The following is a 15,264-nucleotide window of genomic DNA, read 5'->3' on the forward strand; positions in this document are numbered from 1 at the left end:
CGACAGGCTTGTCTGAAGCGATCGCCAATAGCGGCCCTGCTTTCGCGATTGCGCAGACCGCCAAAGGCTCAGACTATCAACTAGACTCTTCACACTGCGGAACCAGCAACCCCAGAACATCCTCAAAATTTTCAGGTGTAACCGTATCGACTGGAGCTCTACCTAGCAGCCTTCCATGCGGCTTACTTACTAAATGATAAATATCCCAGCTCTCTAGATCGGGTGAAGCTTTAAACACCTCAAGAAGCAGCTTGTGCTTCATCGGGTCCAACTGCCAGTCTGGAATACGCTGACCTCGATTCCCCAGGCTAAGTGACAGCAACCTGCGTGCCTTGATGTCTCGATTGATCTGATCACGGGACTTACCCGCGAGACGCGCGAAAGCAGGAAGCGGAAGGTTAGTTGGAGCTTCATAGATTGCGAGCATCTGTGCACGCTGTTTTTGGATATCAGACACTTCATGGTTCCGCTCTTGCGCGGACACCTCGAGTGCTGGATGCCATTGCGCTTGACCACCTTTCCGCCCCCGTCGCAGATTGGTTTGCACAGGGATATTGTGCAGCGGAACAGCAGCGCGTAGAACATCGGCCTGCATTGGTTGGGAAGCCGTCCCCTCCAAACGTATGGTCAAGGGTGCACCAGCTGCCTGAGCATGTCCTTGCGCCCAGAGGTCCAACCGATTCGCCCAATCCTGCATCATGGCCCGCCGCTGCTCAACATACTCAGCATGGTTATACGACGCACTGACCTTATCGGGGTCGGCGTGCGAAAGCTGCGCATCAATCCAGACTTTCGGATAACCGATCTCGTTGAGTGCAGTCGAGATGGTAGCTCGCATACCGTAGCCGGTGAGCCGATCAGCGAACCCCATGCGCCGCAGCGCACCGTTCAAAGTATTCTCGCTGATGCGCTTGCTCAAATCACTTCGATGGGCAAGCAAGTGCTGCTGGGCGGGCACGACGCGATCAAGCAACAGACTCACCACTTCGGCCGCCTGGACTGACAGCGGCACGATGTAAGGTGGCACCTTGGAGGTATGGCTGCGGGCCTTGCGTATCTTGAGCTGCAGTTGCTTGACCACTTCAGCAGGGATGATCCAAAGCCGACGTTCCAGGTCGAACTGGCCCGGCGTAGCCAAGCGCAGTTCACCGGTACGAACACCGGTTAGCAACAGGAGCCAGATCCCCAACAGGGTCTGCTGACCGCCATGATAAGCGCGCAACTTACTCAACAGCTGAGGCAACTCATCCATGCGCAGGAACGGATTGTGCTCCACAGGTGGCTTGGGCATCGCTACAACGTCGAGGTCTGCGGCAGGGTTGTGCTCAAGCCCCGCCACGCGCACCAGCGCGTAGCGAAACAATTGATTGAGCCAGGTCCGGCACTTTTCCGCAGTGGTGAAGGCATTGCGAGACTCAATGCGATCCAGCACACCCATGAGCACATGACGTGTGATGTCATAGATGGAGCGATCGCCGATGTAGGGCTGAATGTCTTTGGCAAAGATGCGCAGGATCTGCGACAGCGTGCTCTGCCGGCCCTCTTTCAGACTAAACCTGCGGAAAGCGATCCACTGATTGAACACGGCATCGAAGGTTTGCTCAGTGGAAAGACGCACCGCGAGTCGCTGCTGCTTGCGCTGCTCACTGGGATTGGTGCCCTGAGCAATCAGCGCTCGTGCTTCGTCACGCCGCGTCCGCGCGTCACGCAAACCCACTTGGGGGTAGCTGCCGAAGGACATGCGTTTTTGCTTGCCTTCCCAATAGAAGCGAAAATGCCAGAGCTTGGCGCCCTGGGCGGTGACGTGCAGTATCAGCCCATCATTGTCGGCGAGGGTGTAGTCCTTGCCGGTGACTCGGGCATGCCGAATCGCCATTTCCGAAAGAGCCATGGTGACCTCCTGAACCTGCCGGAAGCCAAATGCTCATCTCGTCACCAATCCTGCTCCATCGAAAAACCGAATTGGGGCCTATCCCATTCTGGCCTCATATCTGGCCTTAAAATGGCCGGATACTGCCGGTTTTCGGTGGTTTCCGCTGGAACGAAAAAAGGGCCTTTCGGCCCTTTTTTCAACGACTTACAGACTTCCATGGAACTCTGTAGATCTATAACTGGAGCGGGAAACGAGACTCGAACTCGCGACCCCGACCTTGGCAAGGTCGTGCTCTACCAACTGAGCTATTCCCGCGTCTTGGTGGGGCCATTCTAACCGTCTGCCGGCCGAGGTCAACCCCTTGATTCGAAAAAACTTTATTTCTGCTCCGAGCCTTCGCGCAGATGCGGCCAGGCGGCATGCAGGTAGTTGGCCATCGACCACAGGGTCAGGCCGGCGGCAATGACCAGCAGAAGATAACCGATGATGACCCAGAAGCCGAGCACGGGCGGGTTGGCCAGCAGGATGACCAGCGCCAGCATCTGCGCCGCGGTCTTCCATTTGCCGAGGTTGGAAACCGCCACCTGGGCCCGAGCGCCGAGCTCGGCCATCCATTCGCGCAACGCCGAGACCACGATCTCACGACCGATGATCACTGCTGCCGGCAGGGTCAGCCAGAGGTTGGCATGCACCTGCACCAGCAACACCAGGGCGACGGCGACCATGAGCTTGTCGGCCACCGGGTCGAGGAACGCGCCGAACGGCGTGCTCTGCTGCAACCGACGGGCCAGGTAGCCGTCGAGCCAGTCGGTGGCCGCGGCAATCGCGAACACGCTGCTGGCGGCCAGGTAGCTCCAGTGATAGGGCACGTAGAACAGCAGGATGAAAATCGGAATGAGCAGGACGCGTAGAACGGTGAGCAAGTTTGGAATATTCATCGATACGACTGGCCGCGGGTGGAGTCCGGCATTCTACTCGCTATGCAGGTTGGCATAAATCGACTCGGCGAGCTTTTTGCTGATGCCCGGCGCCTTGGCGATTTCATCGATGCTGGCGCGACTGAGTTCCTGCAGCCCACCGAAGTGCTTGAGCAGCTCGCGCCGACGCTTGGGCCCCACCCCGGCCACGTCTTCCAGGCTCGAGGTGCGGCGGGCCTTGCCGCGCCTGGCGCGGTGACCACTGATGGCGAAACGGTGAGCCTCGTCGCGAATCTGCTGGATCAGGTGCAAGGCAGGCGAGTCGCCCTTGAGCGTGAACTCATGGGCGACATCGTTGAGGTACAAGGTCTCGAAGCCGGCCTTACGCGTCACCCCCTTGGCCACGCCGAGCAAGGTCAGGTCGCTCAGGCCCAGCTCCTGCATGACGTCCCGAGCCATGTTCAACTGCCCCTTGCCGCCATCGACCAGCAAGACATCTGGCAGCTTGCCCTCCCCGCCCTTGATTCGGCTGAACCGGCGCATCAGCGCCTGGTGCATGGCCGCATAGTCGTCGCCCGCCGTCACGCCCTCGATGTTGAAGCGGCGATAGTCCGACTTGAGCGGGCCTTCCGGGCCGAACACCACGCACGAAGCCACCGTCGCCTCGCCGCTGGAGTGGCTGATGTCGTAGCACTCGAGCCGTTGCGGAACTTCATCGAGGCCCAGCACCTGCGCCAGCGCCTCGAAACGCGCCGCCATGTGCTGACGATTGGCCAGCCGGGCACCCAGCGCCTGCTCGGCGTTGGTGACTGCCAGCTGCTGCCAGCGCGCGCGCGTGCCACGGACCCGGTGGCTGATGTCCAGTTGGCGGCCGCGCAAGGTGTGCAAGGCCTCGATGAGCGTGGCGAAGTCCTCGTGCACGACGTTGACGATCAGCTCGCCGGGCAGTTCGCGCTCGGCATTGCCCAGGTAGTACTGGGACAGGAACGCTGCCATGACTTCGGCGGTGTCCTCTTCGATGCCCACCTGCGGGAAGAAGTTCTTACTCCCCAGCACGCGACCACCGCGTACGCTGATCAGGTGCACGCAGGCCCCACCTGGGTTGACGAACGCCGCTATCACGTCGACATCGCCCGAGCCGCCTTCCATGTGCTGCTGATCCTGCACGCGCCGCAACAGGCCGATCTGGTCGCGCAGCTGGGCAGCCTTCTCGAAGTCGAGAGCCATGGCGGCCTTTTCCATTTCAGCGTTGAGCTCGTTGTGCAACTGCTGGCTGCGTCCTTCGAGAAACATCACCGAATGACGCACGTCCCCGGCATATTCCCCGGTCTCGACCAGGCCGACACAGGGCCCCTTGCAGCGCTTGATCTGGTACTGCAGGCAGGGTCGGGTGCGATTGCTGAAATAGCTGTCCTCGCACTGGCGAACCATGAAGGTTTTCTGCAGCAGGCTCAGGCTCTCGCGAATCGCCCCGGCGCTGGGGTAAGGGCCGAAATACCGCCCCTTGGCTCGCTTCGCGCCACGATGGATGCCCAGCCGCGGATACTGCCCGTCGGAAAGAAAGACATACGGGTAGGACTTGTCGTCGCGCAGCAGGATGTTGTACGGCGGGCGCCATTCCTTGATCAGGGTCTGCTCGAGCAGCAGCGCCTCGGTCTCGTTGGCCGTGATGGTAGTCTCGACCTGGGCGATACGCGCGACCAGCGCGGCCGTCTTGGGTGCCAGGCCGGTCTTGCGAAAGTAACTGGCCAGACGCTTCTTGAGGTTCTTGGCCTTGCCTACGTACAGCAGCCGTGCCTCGGCATCGAACATTCTGTACACGCCTGGACGACCGCTACAGGTCGCCAGGAACGCGCTGGCATCAAAGGTTTGCGACATGAGTACCTGGGAAATTCGCCATTAGAAACTGGCGTCGACCATACCGTGACGGACCGCCAGCAACGTCAGTTCGACATCGCTGGTGACCGAGAGTTTTTCGAAGATTCGATAGCGATAAGTATTGACGGTCTTGGGTGACAAGCACAACTTGTCGGAGATGGCTTGCACCTTCTGGCAACCGACGATCATCAGCGCGATCTGGATCTCCCGCTCCGACAGCGCATCGAACGGCGAGCCCTGCGGCTGGAACGACTTGAGCGCCAGCTGCTGGGCGATCTGCGGGCTGATGTAGCGCTGGCCGGCAAAAGCAAGGCGAATGGCCTGGACCATCTCGTCGAGCCCGGCGCCCTTGGTCAGGTAGCCGGCCGCGCCGGCCTGCAGCAGGCGCGTGGGGAACGGGTCTTCTTCGCAGACAGTGACGGCCACCACCTTGATGTCCGGATGGCTGCGCAACAGCTTGCGCGTGGCCTCCAGCCCACCGATCCCTGGCATCTTGACGTCCATCAGGACCACGTCCGGCTTGAGCTCGCGGGCAGCCTTGAGAGCCGACTCCCCGCAATCCGCCTCGCCCACCACTTGCAGGCCGTCGATATCGGTCAGCATTCGCGAAATCCCGGTACGCACCAGATCGTGATCGTCGACCACAAGGACCCTAATCAAGCAGACACCTCATCACGGGCGATTGGATCCCGCCACCTTAACAAAATTTTACCGAACGGACCTAGTGCATCACGTCATTCAGGGACACTTGCGCGCCAGTCGATCTGGCGTTGCATGCGCAGGAAACAGAGGTCCGTCCCGACTTCGACGAAGCCATGTCGCGCGTACACCCTGCGCGCCGGATTGCTGCGAAACACCATCAGACGCAGCAGGGGCAGATGGCGTTGCGCCGCCCAACCTGCCAGGCACTCCAGCACCCAGCTGCCAACGCCACGGCCGCGCTCTTCGGGCAACAGGTGCAACTCGCGAATGAACAGGGCCTGACGGTCCTGGCTGAGGCTGCAGAAACCCAGCCGCCGGCCTTGCCGAGCTATCAGCCATTGCTCACGCCAGCTCCAGGCCTGGTCGAAGGCTTCGTCGACCCAAAGCAGGTCGAATTCACGGTAATAAGGCAACATGGCCCGACGCGTCAGCTCGCGCGCGAAGGGCAAGTCGACGTCGGTCGCGGGCACGAGCCGCAGGCCCTGGTCGACCGCGGGCAAGACCTCAGGCGAGTCGGTCGGCATAGCACACCGGCGAGCTTCCAGGCCCGCGCCGCTCGATTTCGTCCTCGAGAAAATCAGCCAACACCAGGGCGTTGTTGTGCTGGCGATCGCGGCTGGCGTACAGCAGCGTCACCGGCCCCTTGGCGGCCAGGTCGAGGATGAAGTACCAGCGCGCAGGCTGAGCCGCCAGCTCCTGCCGGTAGCGGGCGGCAAAGGTCGGGAAATCCAGCTCGCCCTGATGAAGCGCCTTGCGCAAGGCATCGGATGGCGCGACTTGCGCGACCCATTGCCCATGCAGCTGGTCCTTGCGCCAATGCCGTGGCCATAGGCGATCGACCAGCAGACGCTGGCCGTCACCCGGCTCGACCGGCTCGTATACCCGCTTGCAATGGATCATCCAGCCTCCCGTCCAGATCGCGGATCAAGCCACCCTCCATGCTGGCCCGAGCGCCGCTGACGGCGGCTCGCTCAGGCGCTCTTGCCGACGGCCGTGGCATCTCGCGAAGCGACTGCGCCACGCCTGCGGCTCAGCGAAAGCGCCAGGATGGCGCAAGCGACACCAGCGGTCATCAAGGTCTCGTAGCGATAGGCGTCGCTGAACAGCATGTATCCCAGCACCAGGACTATCACGCCGATGACCAGCCAGGTCAACCACGGGAACAGCCACATCTTCAGCTCCAGCGCCCTGCCTTCGCATTCGGCCCTGGCGCGCATGCGCAACTGCGACACGGCGATCACCAGGTAGACCAGCAGCGCGATGGCCCCGGTGGTGGACAGCAGGAAGCCGAACACCTTGCCGGGGAACACGTAATTGACCAGGCAGCCGGCGAACCCGGCCAGGGTCGACAGCAGCACGGCCACGGTCGGCACGCCGCTGCCGGAGATGCGCCGCGTCTGCGCCGGCGCCTCGCCGCGCGCACCCAGCGAATACAGCATCCGCGAAGCGGTATACAGCCCCGAATTCATGCAACTGGTCACGGCGACCAGCACCACCAGGTCGACCAGCAGCTTGGCACCGGGCACGTTCAGTACCTCCAGCGCGCGCTGGAACGAACCCACTGCCTTGAGCCCTGGATCGTTCCAGGCCACCAGGGAAACCACCAGGAAGATCGATGCCAGGTAGAAGATCGCGATGCGGTATACCACCAGGTTGGTGGCGCGGCGAATCTTGTCACGTGGATTGGCCGTCTCGTCGGCGGCGATGGTGACGATCTCGGCGCCGAAGAAGGAGAAGATGGTGATCAGCACGCCGCCTAGCACGGTACCGAAGCCGTTGGGCATGAAGCCGCCGTTGGCCCACAGCTGGCTGACGCCGGAAACCTGGGCAAGCGGCCAGAAACCGCTCACCGCGAGCGTGCAGACGACGATGAAGGCCAGAATAGCGATGACCTTGACCAAGGCGAACCAGTACTCGAATTCGCCAAAGTTCTTCACGCTCACCAGATTGGTACACGACAGCACGATCATGATCAGAAAGGCGAACAGCCAGGAAGGCACCGCGGGAAACCAGGCATGCAGGATATCGGCACCGGCAATGGCTTCGACCGGGATGATCAGCACCCAGAACCACCAGTACAGCCAGCCGATGGTAAAGCCCGCCCAGGGCCCGATCGCCTCGCTGGCGTAGGTCGAGAACGAGCCGCTGTCAGGATTGGCGACAGCCATCTCGCCAAGCATGCGCATCACCAGCAGCACCAGCAGACCGGTAATGGCATAGGACAGCAGGATCGCCGGACCCGCGGTGGCGATGGCATTGGAGGAGCCGATGAACAGGCCGGCACCGATGATGCCGGCGATGGAAATCATCGATACCTGGCGAGACGTCAGGCCATGTTGAAGGGAGCGCTGTTTCTTTTGTTGTAGCGATGCCATGGGGAACCCTCGAGTGGGCGGGCCGCAGCGACGCGGCTGAAAAGTCGAAGCAGAATGAGTGCAAGTACTGGTGCGCTGTTCTTGTCGTGGGCGAGCGCACTCGCCGTGTGTCAGGCTGGTCGTCGCAGGCTCGATCAGGGGCGATTGGCTGGGTGACGAACGAGCGAAACGTGGAAGCCGCCAGGGGTCCTGGCGGCGGGCTGGGCAGGCTGGAAGCTGCGCCCGGACCTATCAACAATCATGTTCTTGTACTCCTGCATCGGGGCGGGTCGTTATCGTTGATCCAGATCAGTATCGAGCTGCGCGGGAGGCTCAACAAACGAACTTTTCGACGCACGTGATTCCTTTTTGGAATGAATTTCGGGCTTTGCAGGAGCGCTCGGGCGAGTCCGGGCAGTCGATCTGAAGCGAGGCTTGGCTGAAAGGGCCGCGAGATGCAGGCCATCGCGGAGGGTTCCGTAGGCGCCGCACCGGTTGCGATAGAGCCGCGTAGGAGCAGCTGATGCCCGGCTTTGCTTCCCCTGTACACGCGGCCCGTCAGCTGCCCCTCTGATGACCTTGCACCCAGGTTCAGGAATCCACGGAATGAACGCAATCGAATAATTCGTTTGCGCGCGTCCAGCGCGGCACGCTTGTATACCGGCAAAACTCGAACAAGGTCCGACTGTCCATGCACCAGGAAAACATCAGCCCGTCGATCGCCATCGTGCACCCCATCACGCTGTCCCATGGCCGCAACGCTGAAGTCTGGGACACCGCTGGCAGACGCTACATCGACTTCGTCGGCGGTATCGGCGTACTCAACCTGGGGCATTGCAACCCGGCGGTGGTCGAGGCGATCCAGGCGCAGGCGACGCGCCTGACCCACTACGCGTTCAATGCCGCGCCCCACGCAGCCTACCTGGAACTGATGGAGCGGCTTGCGAGCTTCGTGCCGGTGGCCTACCCATTGTCCGGCATGCTGACCAACAGCGGTGCCGAAGCGGCGGAAAACGCCTTGAAGATCGCCCGCGCCGCCACTGGCAAGCGCGCGGTCATCGCCTTCGATGGTGGCTTCCATGGCCGCACGCTCGCCACGCTCAACCTCAACGGCAAAGTGTCGCCCTACAAGCAGCGGGTCGGCGAGCTGCCGGGGCCGGTCTATCACCTGCCCTACCCTAGCCAGGATACCGGCGTGACCTGCGCCCAGGCGCTCGCGGCCATGGACCGCCTGTTCAGCGTGGAGCTGGCGGTGGAAGACGTGGCGGCCTTCATCTTCGAGCCGGTCCAGGGCGAAGGCGGCTTCCTGGCCCTGGACGCCGAATTCGCCCAGGCCCTGCGCCGCTTCTGCGATGCCCATGGCATCGTGCTGATCATCGACGAGATCCAGTCCGGTTTCGGCCGTACCGGCCAGCGTTTCGCGTTCCCGCGCCTGGGCGTCGAGCCGGACCTGCTGCTGCTGGCCAAGAGCATTGCCGGCGGCTTGCCGCTGGGAGCCGTGGTCGGGCGCCAGCCGCTGCTGGGCGCCCTGCCCAAGGGCGGTCTCGGCGGTACCTATTCGGGCAACCCGATCGCTTGCGCCGCGGCAATGGCCAGCCTTGCCCAGATGACCGACCAGAACCTGTCTACCTGGGGCGAACGCCAGGAGCAGGCTATCGTCGCCCGCTACCAGCGCTGGCAATCATCCGGGCTGACCACTGCGCTGGGGCGCTTGACGGGCGTGGGCGCCATGCGTGGCCTGGAACTGGTCGATGGCCAAGGCCAGCCTGCCCCGGCGCAACTGGCCAAGGTCCTCGTTTCGGCGCGTGACAAGGGCCTGCTGCTGATGCCCAGCGGCAAGGCGCGCCACATCATTCGCCTGCTGGCGCCACTGACCATCGAGCCGCATGTGCTCGAGGAGGGCCTGGACATCCTGGAACGGTGCCTGGCCGAGCTGGGGTGAACTACAGGCCCAGCTCTTGCGGCGTGAGCATGTCGGACTCGAACGCGATCCAGCCACCTTCGAGTTCGGCATGGCCGTTGACGATCGGACCGTAATAGGTCAGGCCGTTCTCCAGCGTGACGCAGATATGGGTGGCGGCGTCCGGCGCGGCCAGGGTGCCGATGAAATGCACCTTCTTCAGAGTCTCGGTCACCGCCTCCAGGCCGATGCGCACGGCTGCGTTCTCGACGGCTTCGGCTTCGCCACCGCGCGATTCGGCGCTGACAGTGATGGTGGCGGTGTACTGGAACTGGCTCAAGCGGTGTACCTCATCGAATGGTTGGGCACCCAGGGTGCCCGGGGACGCCTAGGGTAAGGTACCTGGAGACGATAGGCGAGCGAACGATGCAGCCCCGGCCCGAGCCCGTTCACGCGTGGCCGATCACGTCTCGATCTGCTAGGGTGCGCGCCGATGCCCGCCTACCATACGAGGATTTCCAGTGAGCGCCGAGCAACCCCTGATCGCCGACCTGTTCGAAGTGGACAAGCGCCTGGCCCTCAAGCCTGTCGCCGACTTCAACGGTTTTCTGCGCAACGTATTTGGCGACGGCCCGTGCCGCTGCCACCGCTGCCTGGAAAACGGCGGCGACGAAAGCGGCTACAGCCACCGGCATACGTTCATCCTGCAGGGCCTGCAGCTCCATCGCCGCTTCGCCGCCAGCGCTGGCAGCGACGTATTGCAGGTGCTCAAGAAGGCCTGGCTGTCCTACACCCGGAACGAACTCAAGCCCACTGGCGAACTCGACATGGCGACGCTCATGGGCTTCACCGACCCGGCGCTGCACGAACGCCTGCTGGCGCTGCTGCCGGCCAGTGGCCTGGCTCGTGAAGTCGAGGGCCGCTGGCATTTGCAGGCGCCACTCGATTGACCAACCGTGTCCGCGCTGGCGCCAGCGCCCGGACGGGCCACTTCGAGCTCGCCCAGGTCGCGCTCGCTAGCTGTGCTCGCCGGAGCGCTTGAGCAGCTTCTTGCAACGCTCCGACAGATGAACCACGCGCAGGTGCTTGCCAGCCTTGGCATAGCGCTCGCGCAAGGTCTTCAGCGCAGCTATCGCCGAATAATCGACGAAACTCAGGTGCTGACAATCCAGGGTTACCCTGGCCGGGTCGCCGGCAGGGTCGAACTGATCGAGAAACGGCGTGGTCGAGGCGAAGAATAAGGTGCCGTGCACCTGGTAGACCTTGCCGCCCTCGTCATCGACACGGCTGTCGGCATACAGCTCACGGGCATGCTGCCAGGCGAAGTTGATCGCCGCGATGACGATGCCGAACAGCACCGCGGTGGCCAGGTCGGTGAACACCGTGACCACGGTCACGGCAATGATCGCCAGCACATCGCTAACTGGCACCTTGTGCAGTACGCGCAGCGACGCCCAGGCGAAGGTCTGCTGGGCCACCACGAACATCACGCCCACCAGCGCGGCGAGCGGAATGCGCTCGATCAGCGGTGAGAGCAGCAGGATGAACAGCAGGATCATCCCCCCGGCCACCACGCCCGACAGCCGCCCACGACCATTGGAACTCAGATTGATCACGGTCTGACCGATCATGGCGCAGCCACCCATGCCACCGCACAGACCCGAGACCATGTTGGCGGCGCCCAGAGCCACGCATTCTCGATCAGGGTAGCCCCGGCTTTCGGTGATTTCGTCGGTGAGATTGAGGGTGAGCAGGGTCTCGAGCAGACCGACCATGGCCATCAGCACTGCATAGGGCGCGATGATTCCCAGGGTTTCGAGGTTCCATGGCACCTGGGGCAAGGCCAGCCGCGGAAGACCACCGGCGATGTGCGCCATGTCGCCCAGCGTGCGGGTCGGCAGGTCCAGCAGATAGACCAGCAGGCCGACACCCAGGATGGCGACCAGCGCTGGCGGTACTGCCCGAGTCAGCCTGGGCAGCAGGTAGACCACCAGCATGGTCAGCGCCACCAGCCCGATCATCAGGTACAGGGGCGTGCCGGCCAGCCAGTGCTCGCCTTGCTTGAAGTGTTCGAGCTGGGCCAGGGCGATGACGATCGCCAGGCCATTGACGAAGCCAAGCATCACTGGATACGGCACCAGCCGCACCAGCTTGCCCAGGCGCAGCGCACCGAACGCGATCATCACCACGCCGCCGAGCATCACCGTCGCCAGCAGGTACTGCGCGCCATGCTGGACCACCAAGGCAACGATCACCACCGCCATGGAGCCCGCCGCGCCCGAGATCATGCCGGGACGACCGCCGAACAGGGCCGTCAGGGTGCAGATGATGACAGCGCCATACAGGCCCATCAGCGGGTTGAGATGGGCGACCAGGGCGAAGGCGATGCACTCTGGAACCAGGGCGAACGAGGTGGTAAGGCCGGCCAGAAGGTCGGCACGGATACGGGCGGGTTTCATGGAGTTCCTGTCGTTTCTGGTCTACTGCGGACTGGTGAGGCCCGTTGTTCAGGCAAGCCTGTCGCGACAGGCCGAGCGTTGCGCTTGTGCATGCAAGCGCCATGGCCTGTCGAGCGAGCGGCAATGTTACGGAATTTGTCCAGCTCCAGCCACCACAGGCACGTTCAGCGCACCCGCGTGCGGCTTTGCATGGCCAGCTCGAGCGCCTTGCGCATGTCCAGGCGCGCCGAACGACCAAGATCGGGATGGTCGAACTGGCCTTCGCGCTCGGAGGGCAGGATCGGCGCGGTCAGGTCGTCGGCATCGGCAGCCTCGAAATCCTGCCTGGGCCCCATGCTCAATGCGCTGCGCCGCAGGAGCATGCGTACCTGCGCGGGTGAAAGCTGCGGATTGATCGCCAGCATGACGGCCACGGTGGCGCTCACCAGCGGCGTGGCGTACGACGTGCCACAATGAATCTCGGCGCCACCGTGGGGCTTGAGGCAAGCCGCGGCGCTGATGTCGACGCGCCGATCGACGTTGGAGCTCTTGCGCTTGGTGACGTGCCGGGGGTGCTCGAGTGGAACCGCTTCGTCGCTGCGCTGGTGCCCGCCCACCACCAGCAATTGATCGGTGAGCAGCGACGACGGCAGGCGGTAGTCATCGGCGCTGGTCCAGGAAGCGCCGTTACCCGCGGAATTGACCACCACTACATCCGGATGCTCGCGCTGCAGCCAGAGGAAGAACTCTTCCAGCAGTTCCTCGTAGCCATTGATGGCCAGACCGGAACGCACCAGCGAATCGACCTCCTCGTCACGTACATCGCGCGCGCCGATCCGATGCACGCCCCAGCTCCAGTTGAGCACCCGGACGCCGTCTTCCACCAGGTTGACCGACGCGGCGATGTTGGCCGTGATACCCGCGTCACTGTTGCGCTCGACGATGATCTCGAACCTGGGACCGGCCTTGCCCAGACCGCTGAGAAAACCACTCTGGCCAGCCTCACCGCTCGCGGCGACCACACCTGCCACATGCTCGCCATGTCCGCCAGATCGCCGCGCATCCCGAGCGTAGAGGCAGCCGCCAGCGGTGCAAGGCCCGAGATAGCCTGCGAATGCCGGCTGGTCGAAGTCGACGTCCCGCTCGATGATGCCCATGCGCACGGTCGCCAAGGGGATAGGCGAGGCGCTCATGCGCCGTTGGTAGAAGTACTGCGCGTCCATGAACCGGTTGGCCGCCCATTCCACCGCCTGTTCGAGCGACGCGCTCGAGTCACCGGACGCCTCGCTGTCACCTTCCGGCGCCGATTCCTCGATGATCACTGCGTCCACGCTGGTTTCGCTGCCCATGCGCAGGACCATGGCATCGCGCTGCAGCAGGTCATCCACCGGCAGTTTCAGCTGGTAGACATTCAGCGGGGGGATGCCGCCGACGACTTCTGCGCCGTATTTGCGGGCGATCCGCTTGGCGGTCTCCCGGCCATCGTGGCGCTCTTCGATGAGCAGGCTGACCAGATCGACATAGGTATCCAGGCCATCCATGTTCTTGGCCACGGCATCGGCGCCAGCCGCTCGCACATGGCTGCGCTGGCGCGTCAACCAGACCGGATTGCTGCGCTGGTCGCCCTGTTCGAGCCAGAGCGCGGCGCTCGTTGCCGATGCGCCATCGAGCGAGAACTCGATTCGATCGCCATGGCGTTGCGCTGCCTTTTGGGGCACCCGTCGCTCGCCTAGCCAGAGCGTCGGCTGGCCTGGACCCAGGCCCTCTGCACGCAGGCACCAGTGCAGCCTGTCATCGGCCAGCAGGTCGCCGCAACGCTGCAAGTCGACGATACGCAGGCCAGGTGAAGTGGCCAGCGCCGTGGTCGAAAGCAGGCACAGCACCATTGCCAGGCAAGTCTTCATGCGCGCCTCACGCTCCGTTGCTCATGTCTGGCAATCGGACCAGGGCCAGCCGGCAAAGGTTCGTCGCTTCGTGCGCCTCGCTCCACCCCTGTCAAGCTGTGAGGACCTTGCCTGGAGAAGCGTCAGCGCCGGCCAGGAGAACTTGCCATCATGGGCACCTAGGCTTTGTACAAAAGGTGCCTGCGCGACGATCAGGCTACGTTGAAAACAGGCTCGGAATGCTCATTTACAACCAGTAAACTCCGCCTGCTCGCCTGTTTTCGCCTTGCCTGATCGCCGCTCGGCGACTTTTCGTACAAAGCCTAACGTGCGGAGACCACGACAATGCTGCCACGCTCGCTTATCGCCACCTTGATGATCGTCACCCACCTCGGCCTGGCCGAAGCCGCCACCGAAGTCCTGCCGTTGCAGCACCGCGACAGCGCCGAGCTGCTGCCGACCGTCCAGGCCTTGCTCGGCCAGCAGGGCAGTGTCAGCGCCTTCGAAAACAAGCTGGTGGTCGATGCCAGCCCTGAACGCATCGCCGAACTGCACGCCCTGCTTGGCCAGCTCGATACCGAGCCCAGGCGCCTGCTGATCAGCGTCGATACCCGCGACAGCAACTTTCAGGACACCCGTGGCGGGGCCCGGCTCATTCGCCATGGCACCGACAACCGCGAGGGCGGCCTGCTCCAGGTCCAGGCCACCGAGGGCCGAGCGGCGCTGGTACAGCTTGGCCACAGCGTGCCCCTCATCCAGGTCGGCACCGATGCCTATGGCCGGATGCTGAGCGATACCGAATACCGCAATGTCACGCAAGGCTTTTATGTGGTCCCACGCCTCAGCGGCAACACGGTTCATCTGCAAATAACCACGAACAATGATCGAATGAGCCGCGAACGTCAGGATGTAGTGAGCATTCAGAGCAGCGACACGACAGTCTCGGGCAAGCTCGACGAATGGATCACCGTGGCGGGATTCAACGGTCGGAGCCGGGCTGGGCAGCCATCGAACAGGCAGACCTATGGCACCGAGCGCCAGGAAGACATGACGCTGCGCGTGAAAGTGCAATTGATCGAGTGAATCACAGCTGAGCGGGTTGACCAAAGGCTCTCGAACTGACTGACGAGTCGCATTAGACGAAAGATGTAGTGCCGTTAAATTTCCACTACAAAACGTTTGACAGGCCGTTTTTCGCACAGGCATGATGGCCTCGCTCCCGCTGATCCAGGCCCTGGCAAGGGTCCGCGAGACGCGCTCCTTTACCCTGGAGCGCCTCGTGTCCATACGGCCCACAAGGCGGTTCGATCGAGCTGTGA

At 63.0% G+C, this 15,264-nt stretch carries 13 protein-coding genes and 1 tRNA gene; 3 read left to right on the top strand and 11 right to left on the bottom strand.

Annotated elements, in window-relative coordinates:
• Positions 1-76 precede the first annotated feature (76 nt).
• The 8 genes from ACY8GK_RS08210 to ACY8GK_RS08245 form a co-directional block, all read right to left on the bottom strand.
• Entirely contained in the window at positions 77-1,891 is a 1,815-nt protein-coding gene (locus tag ACY8GK_RS08210; protein ID WP_462402805.1) for a tyrosine-type recombinase/integrase, read from the bottom strand.
• A gap of 221 nt (positions 1,892-2,112) precedes the next feature.
• Positions 2,113-2,188: transfer RNA gene (locus ACY8GK_RS08215), tRNA-Gly, on the bottom strand.
• Positions 2,189-2,250: 62 nt separating this feature from the next.
• The gene (gene pgsA, locus ACY8GK_RS08220) at positions 2,251-2,811 is read right to left on the bottom strand and encodes a CDP-diacylglycerol--glycerol-3-phosphate 3-phosphatidyltransferase (RefSeq protein WP_462402806.1); all 561 of its coding nucleotides are present in this window, start codon (positions 2,809-2,811) and stop codon (positions 2,251-2,253) included.
• A gap of 33 nt (positions 2,812-2,844) precedes the next feature.
• On the bottom strand, positions 2,845-4,668 hold the full coding sequence (gene uvrC / locus ACY8GK_RS08225) for an excinuclease ABC subunit UvrC (protein WP_196180466.1): 1,824 nt from the start codon (positions 4,666-4,668) through the stop codon (positions 2,845-2,847).
• A 21-nt stretch (positions 4,669-4,689) separates the two neighbouring features.
• Positions 4,690-5,328 carry a response regulator transcription factor GacA gene (gene gacA / locus ACY8GK_RS08230; RefSeq protein WP_462402807.1) on the bottom strand — a complete coding sequence of 213 codons (639 nt, stop codon included), beginning with the start codon at positions 5,326-5,328 and terminating at the stop codon, positions 4,690-4,692.
• Between the two features lie 74 nt (positions 5,329-5,402).
• A complete protein-coding gene (locus ACY8GK_RS08235; protein ID WP_462402808.1) occupies positions 5,403-5,894 on the bottom strand; it encodes a GNAT family N-acetyltransferase in 492 nt (163 codons plus the stop codon).
• A complete protein-coding gene (locus ACY8GK_RS08240; protein WP_462402809.1) occupies positions 5,875-6,270 on the bottom strand; it encodes a DUF488 domain-containing protein in 396 nt (131 codons plus the stop codon). The genes ACY8GK_RS08235 and ACY8GK_RS08240 overlap by 20 nt, the downstream gene beginning before the upstream one ends.
• 71 nt (positions 6,271-6,341) lie before the next feature.
• A complete protein-coding gene (locus ACY8GK_RS08245; RefSeq protein WP_196180462.1) occupies positions 6,342-7,745 on the bottom strand; it encodes an amino acid permease in 1,404 nt (467 codons plus the stop codon).
• A 670-nt stretch (positions 7,746-8,415) separates the two neighbouring features.
• Between ACY8GK_RS08245 and ACY8GK_RS08250 the strand changes: the two genes are divergently transcribed.
• Positions 8,416-9,666 (top strand): 2-aminoadipate transaminase, encoded by a 1,251-nt coding sequence (locus tag ACY8GK_RS08250; protein ID WP_196180460.1) that lies wholly within the window; start codon positions 8,416-8,418, stop codon positions 9,664-9,666.
• A 1-nt stretch (position 9,667) separates the two neighbouring features.
• Here the strand turns inward: ACY8GK_RS08250 and ACY8GK_RS08255 are convergent, their stop codons facing one another.
• A complete protein-coding gene (locus ACY8GK_RS08255; protein ID WP_196180458.1) occupies positions 9,668-9,964 on the bottom strand; it encodes a hypothetical protein in 297 nt (98 codons plus the stop codon).
• A 181-nt stretch (positions 9,965-10,145) separates the two neighbouring features.
• Between ACY8GK_RS08255 and ACY8GK_RS08260 the strand changes: the two genes are divergently transcribed.
• Positions 10,146-10,574 carry a hypothetical protein gene (locus tag ACY8GK_RS08260; protein WP_196180457.1) on the top strand — a complete coding sequence of 143 codons (429 nt, stop codon included), beginning with the start codon at positions 10,146-10,148 and terminating at the stop codon, positions 10,572-10,574.
• 66 nt (positions 10,575-10,640) lie between these two features.
• On the opposite strand, the gene ACY8GK_RS08265 is transcribed toward ACY8GK_RS08260, so the two are convergent.
• Both ACY8GK_RS08265 and ACY8GK_RS08270 read right to left on the bottom strand, forming a co-directional pair.
• Positions 10,641-12,083, bottom strand: coding sequence for a SulP family inorganic anion transporter (locus ACY8GK_RS08265; RefSeq protein ID WP_462402810.1), 1,443 nt, complete (start codon positions 12,081-12,083; stop codon positions 10,641-10,643).
• A 164-nt stretch (positions 12,084-12,247) separates the two neighbouring features.
• Positions 12,248-13,966, bottom strand: coding sequence for a S8/S53 family peptidase (locus ACY8GK_RS08270; protein WP_462402811.1), 1,719 nt, complete (start codon positions 13,964-13,966; stop codon positions 12,248-12,250).
• Between the two features lie 324 nt (positions 13,967-14,290).
• Between ACY8GK_RS08270 and ACY8GK_RS08275 the strand changes: the two genes are divergently transcribed.
• A complete protein-coding gene (locus ACY8GK_RS08275) occupies positions 14,291-15,028 on the top strand; it encodes a secretin N-terminal domain-containing protein (RefSeq protein ID WP_462402812.1) in 738 nt (245 codons plus the stop codon).
• Positions 15,029-15,264 lie beyond the last annotated feature (236 nt).

This window comes from Pseudomonas sp. Marseille-QA0332 (assembly GCF_054950175.1).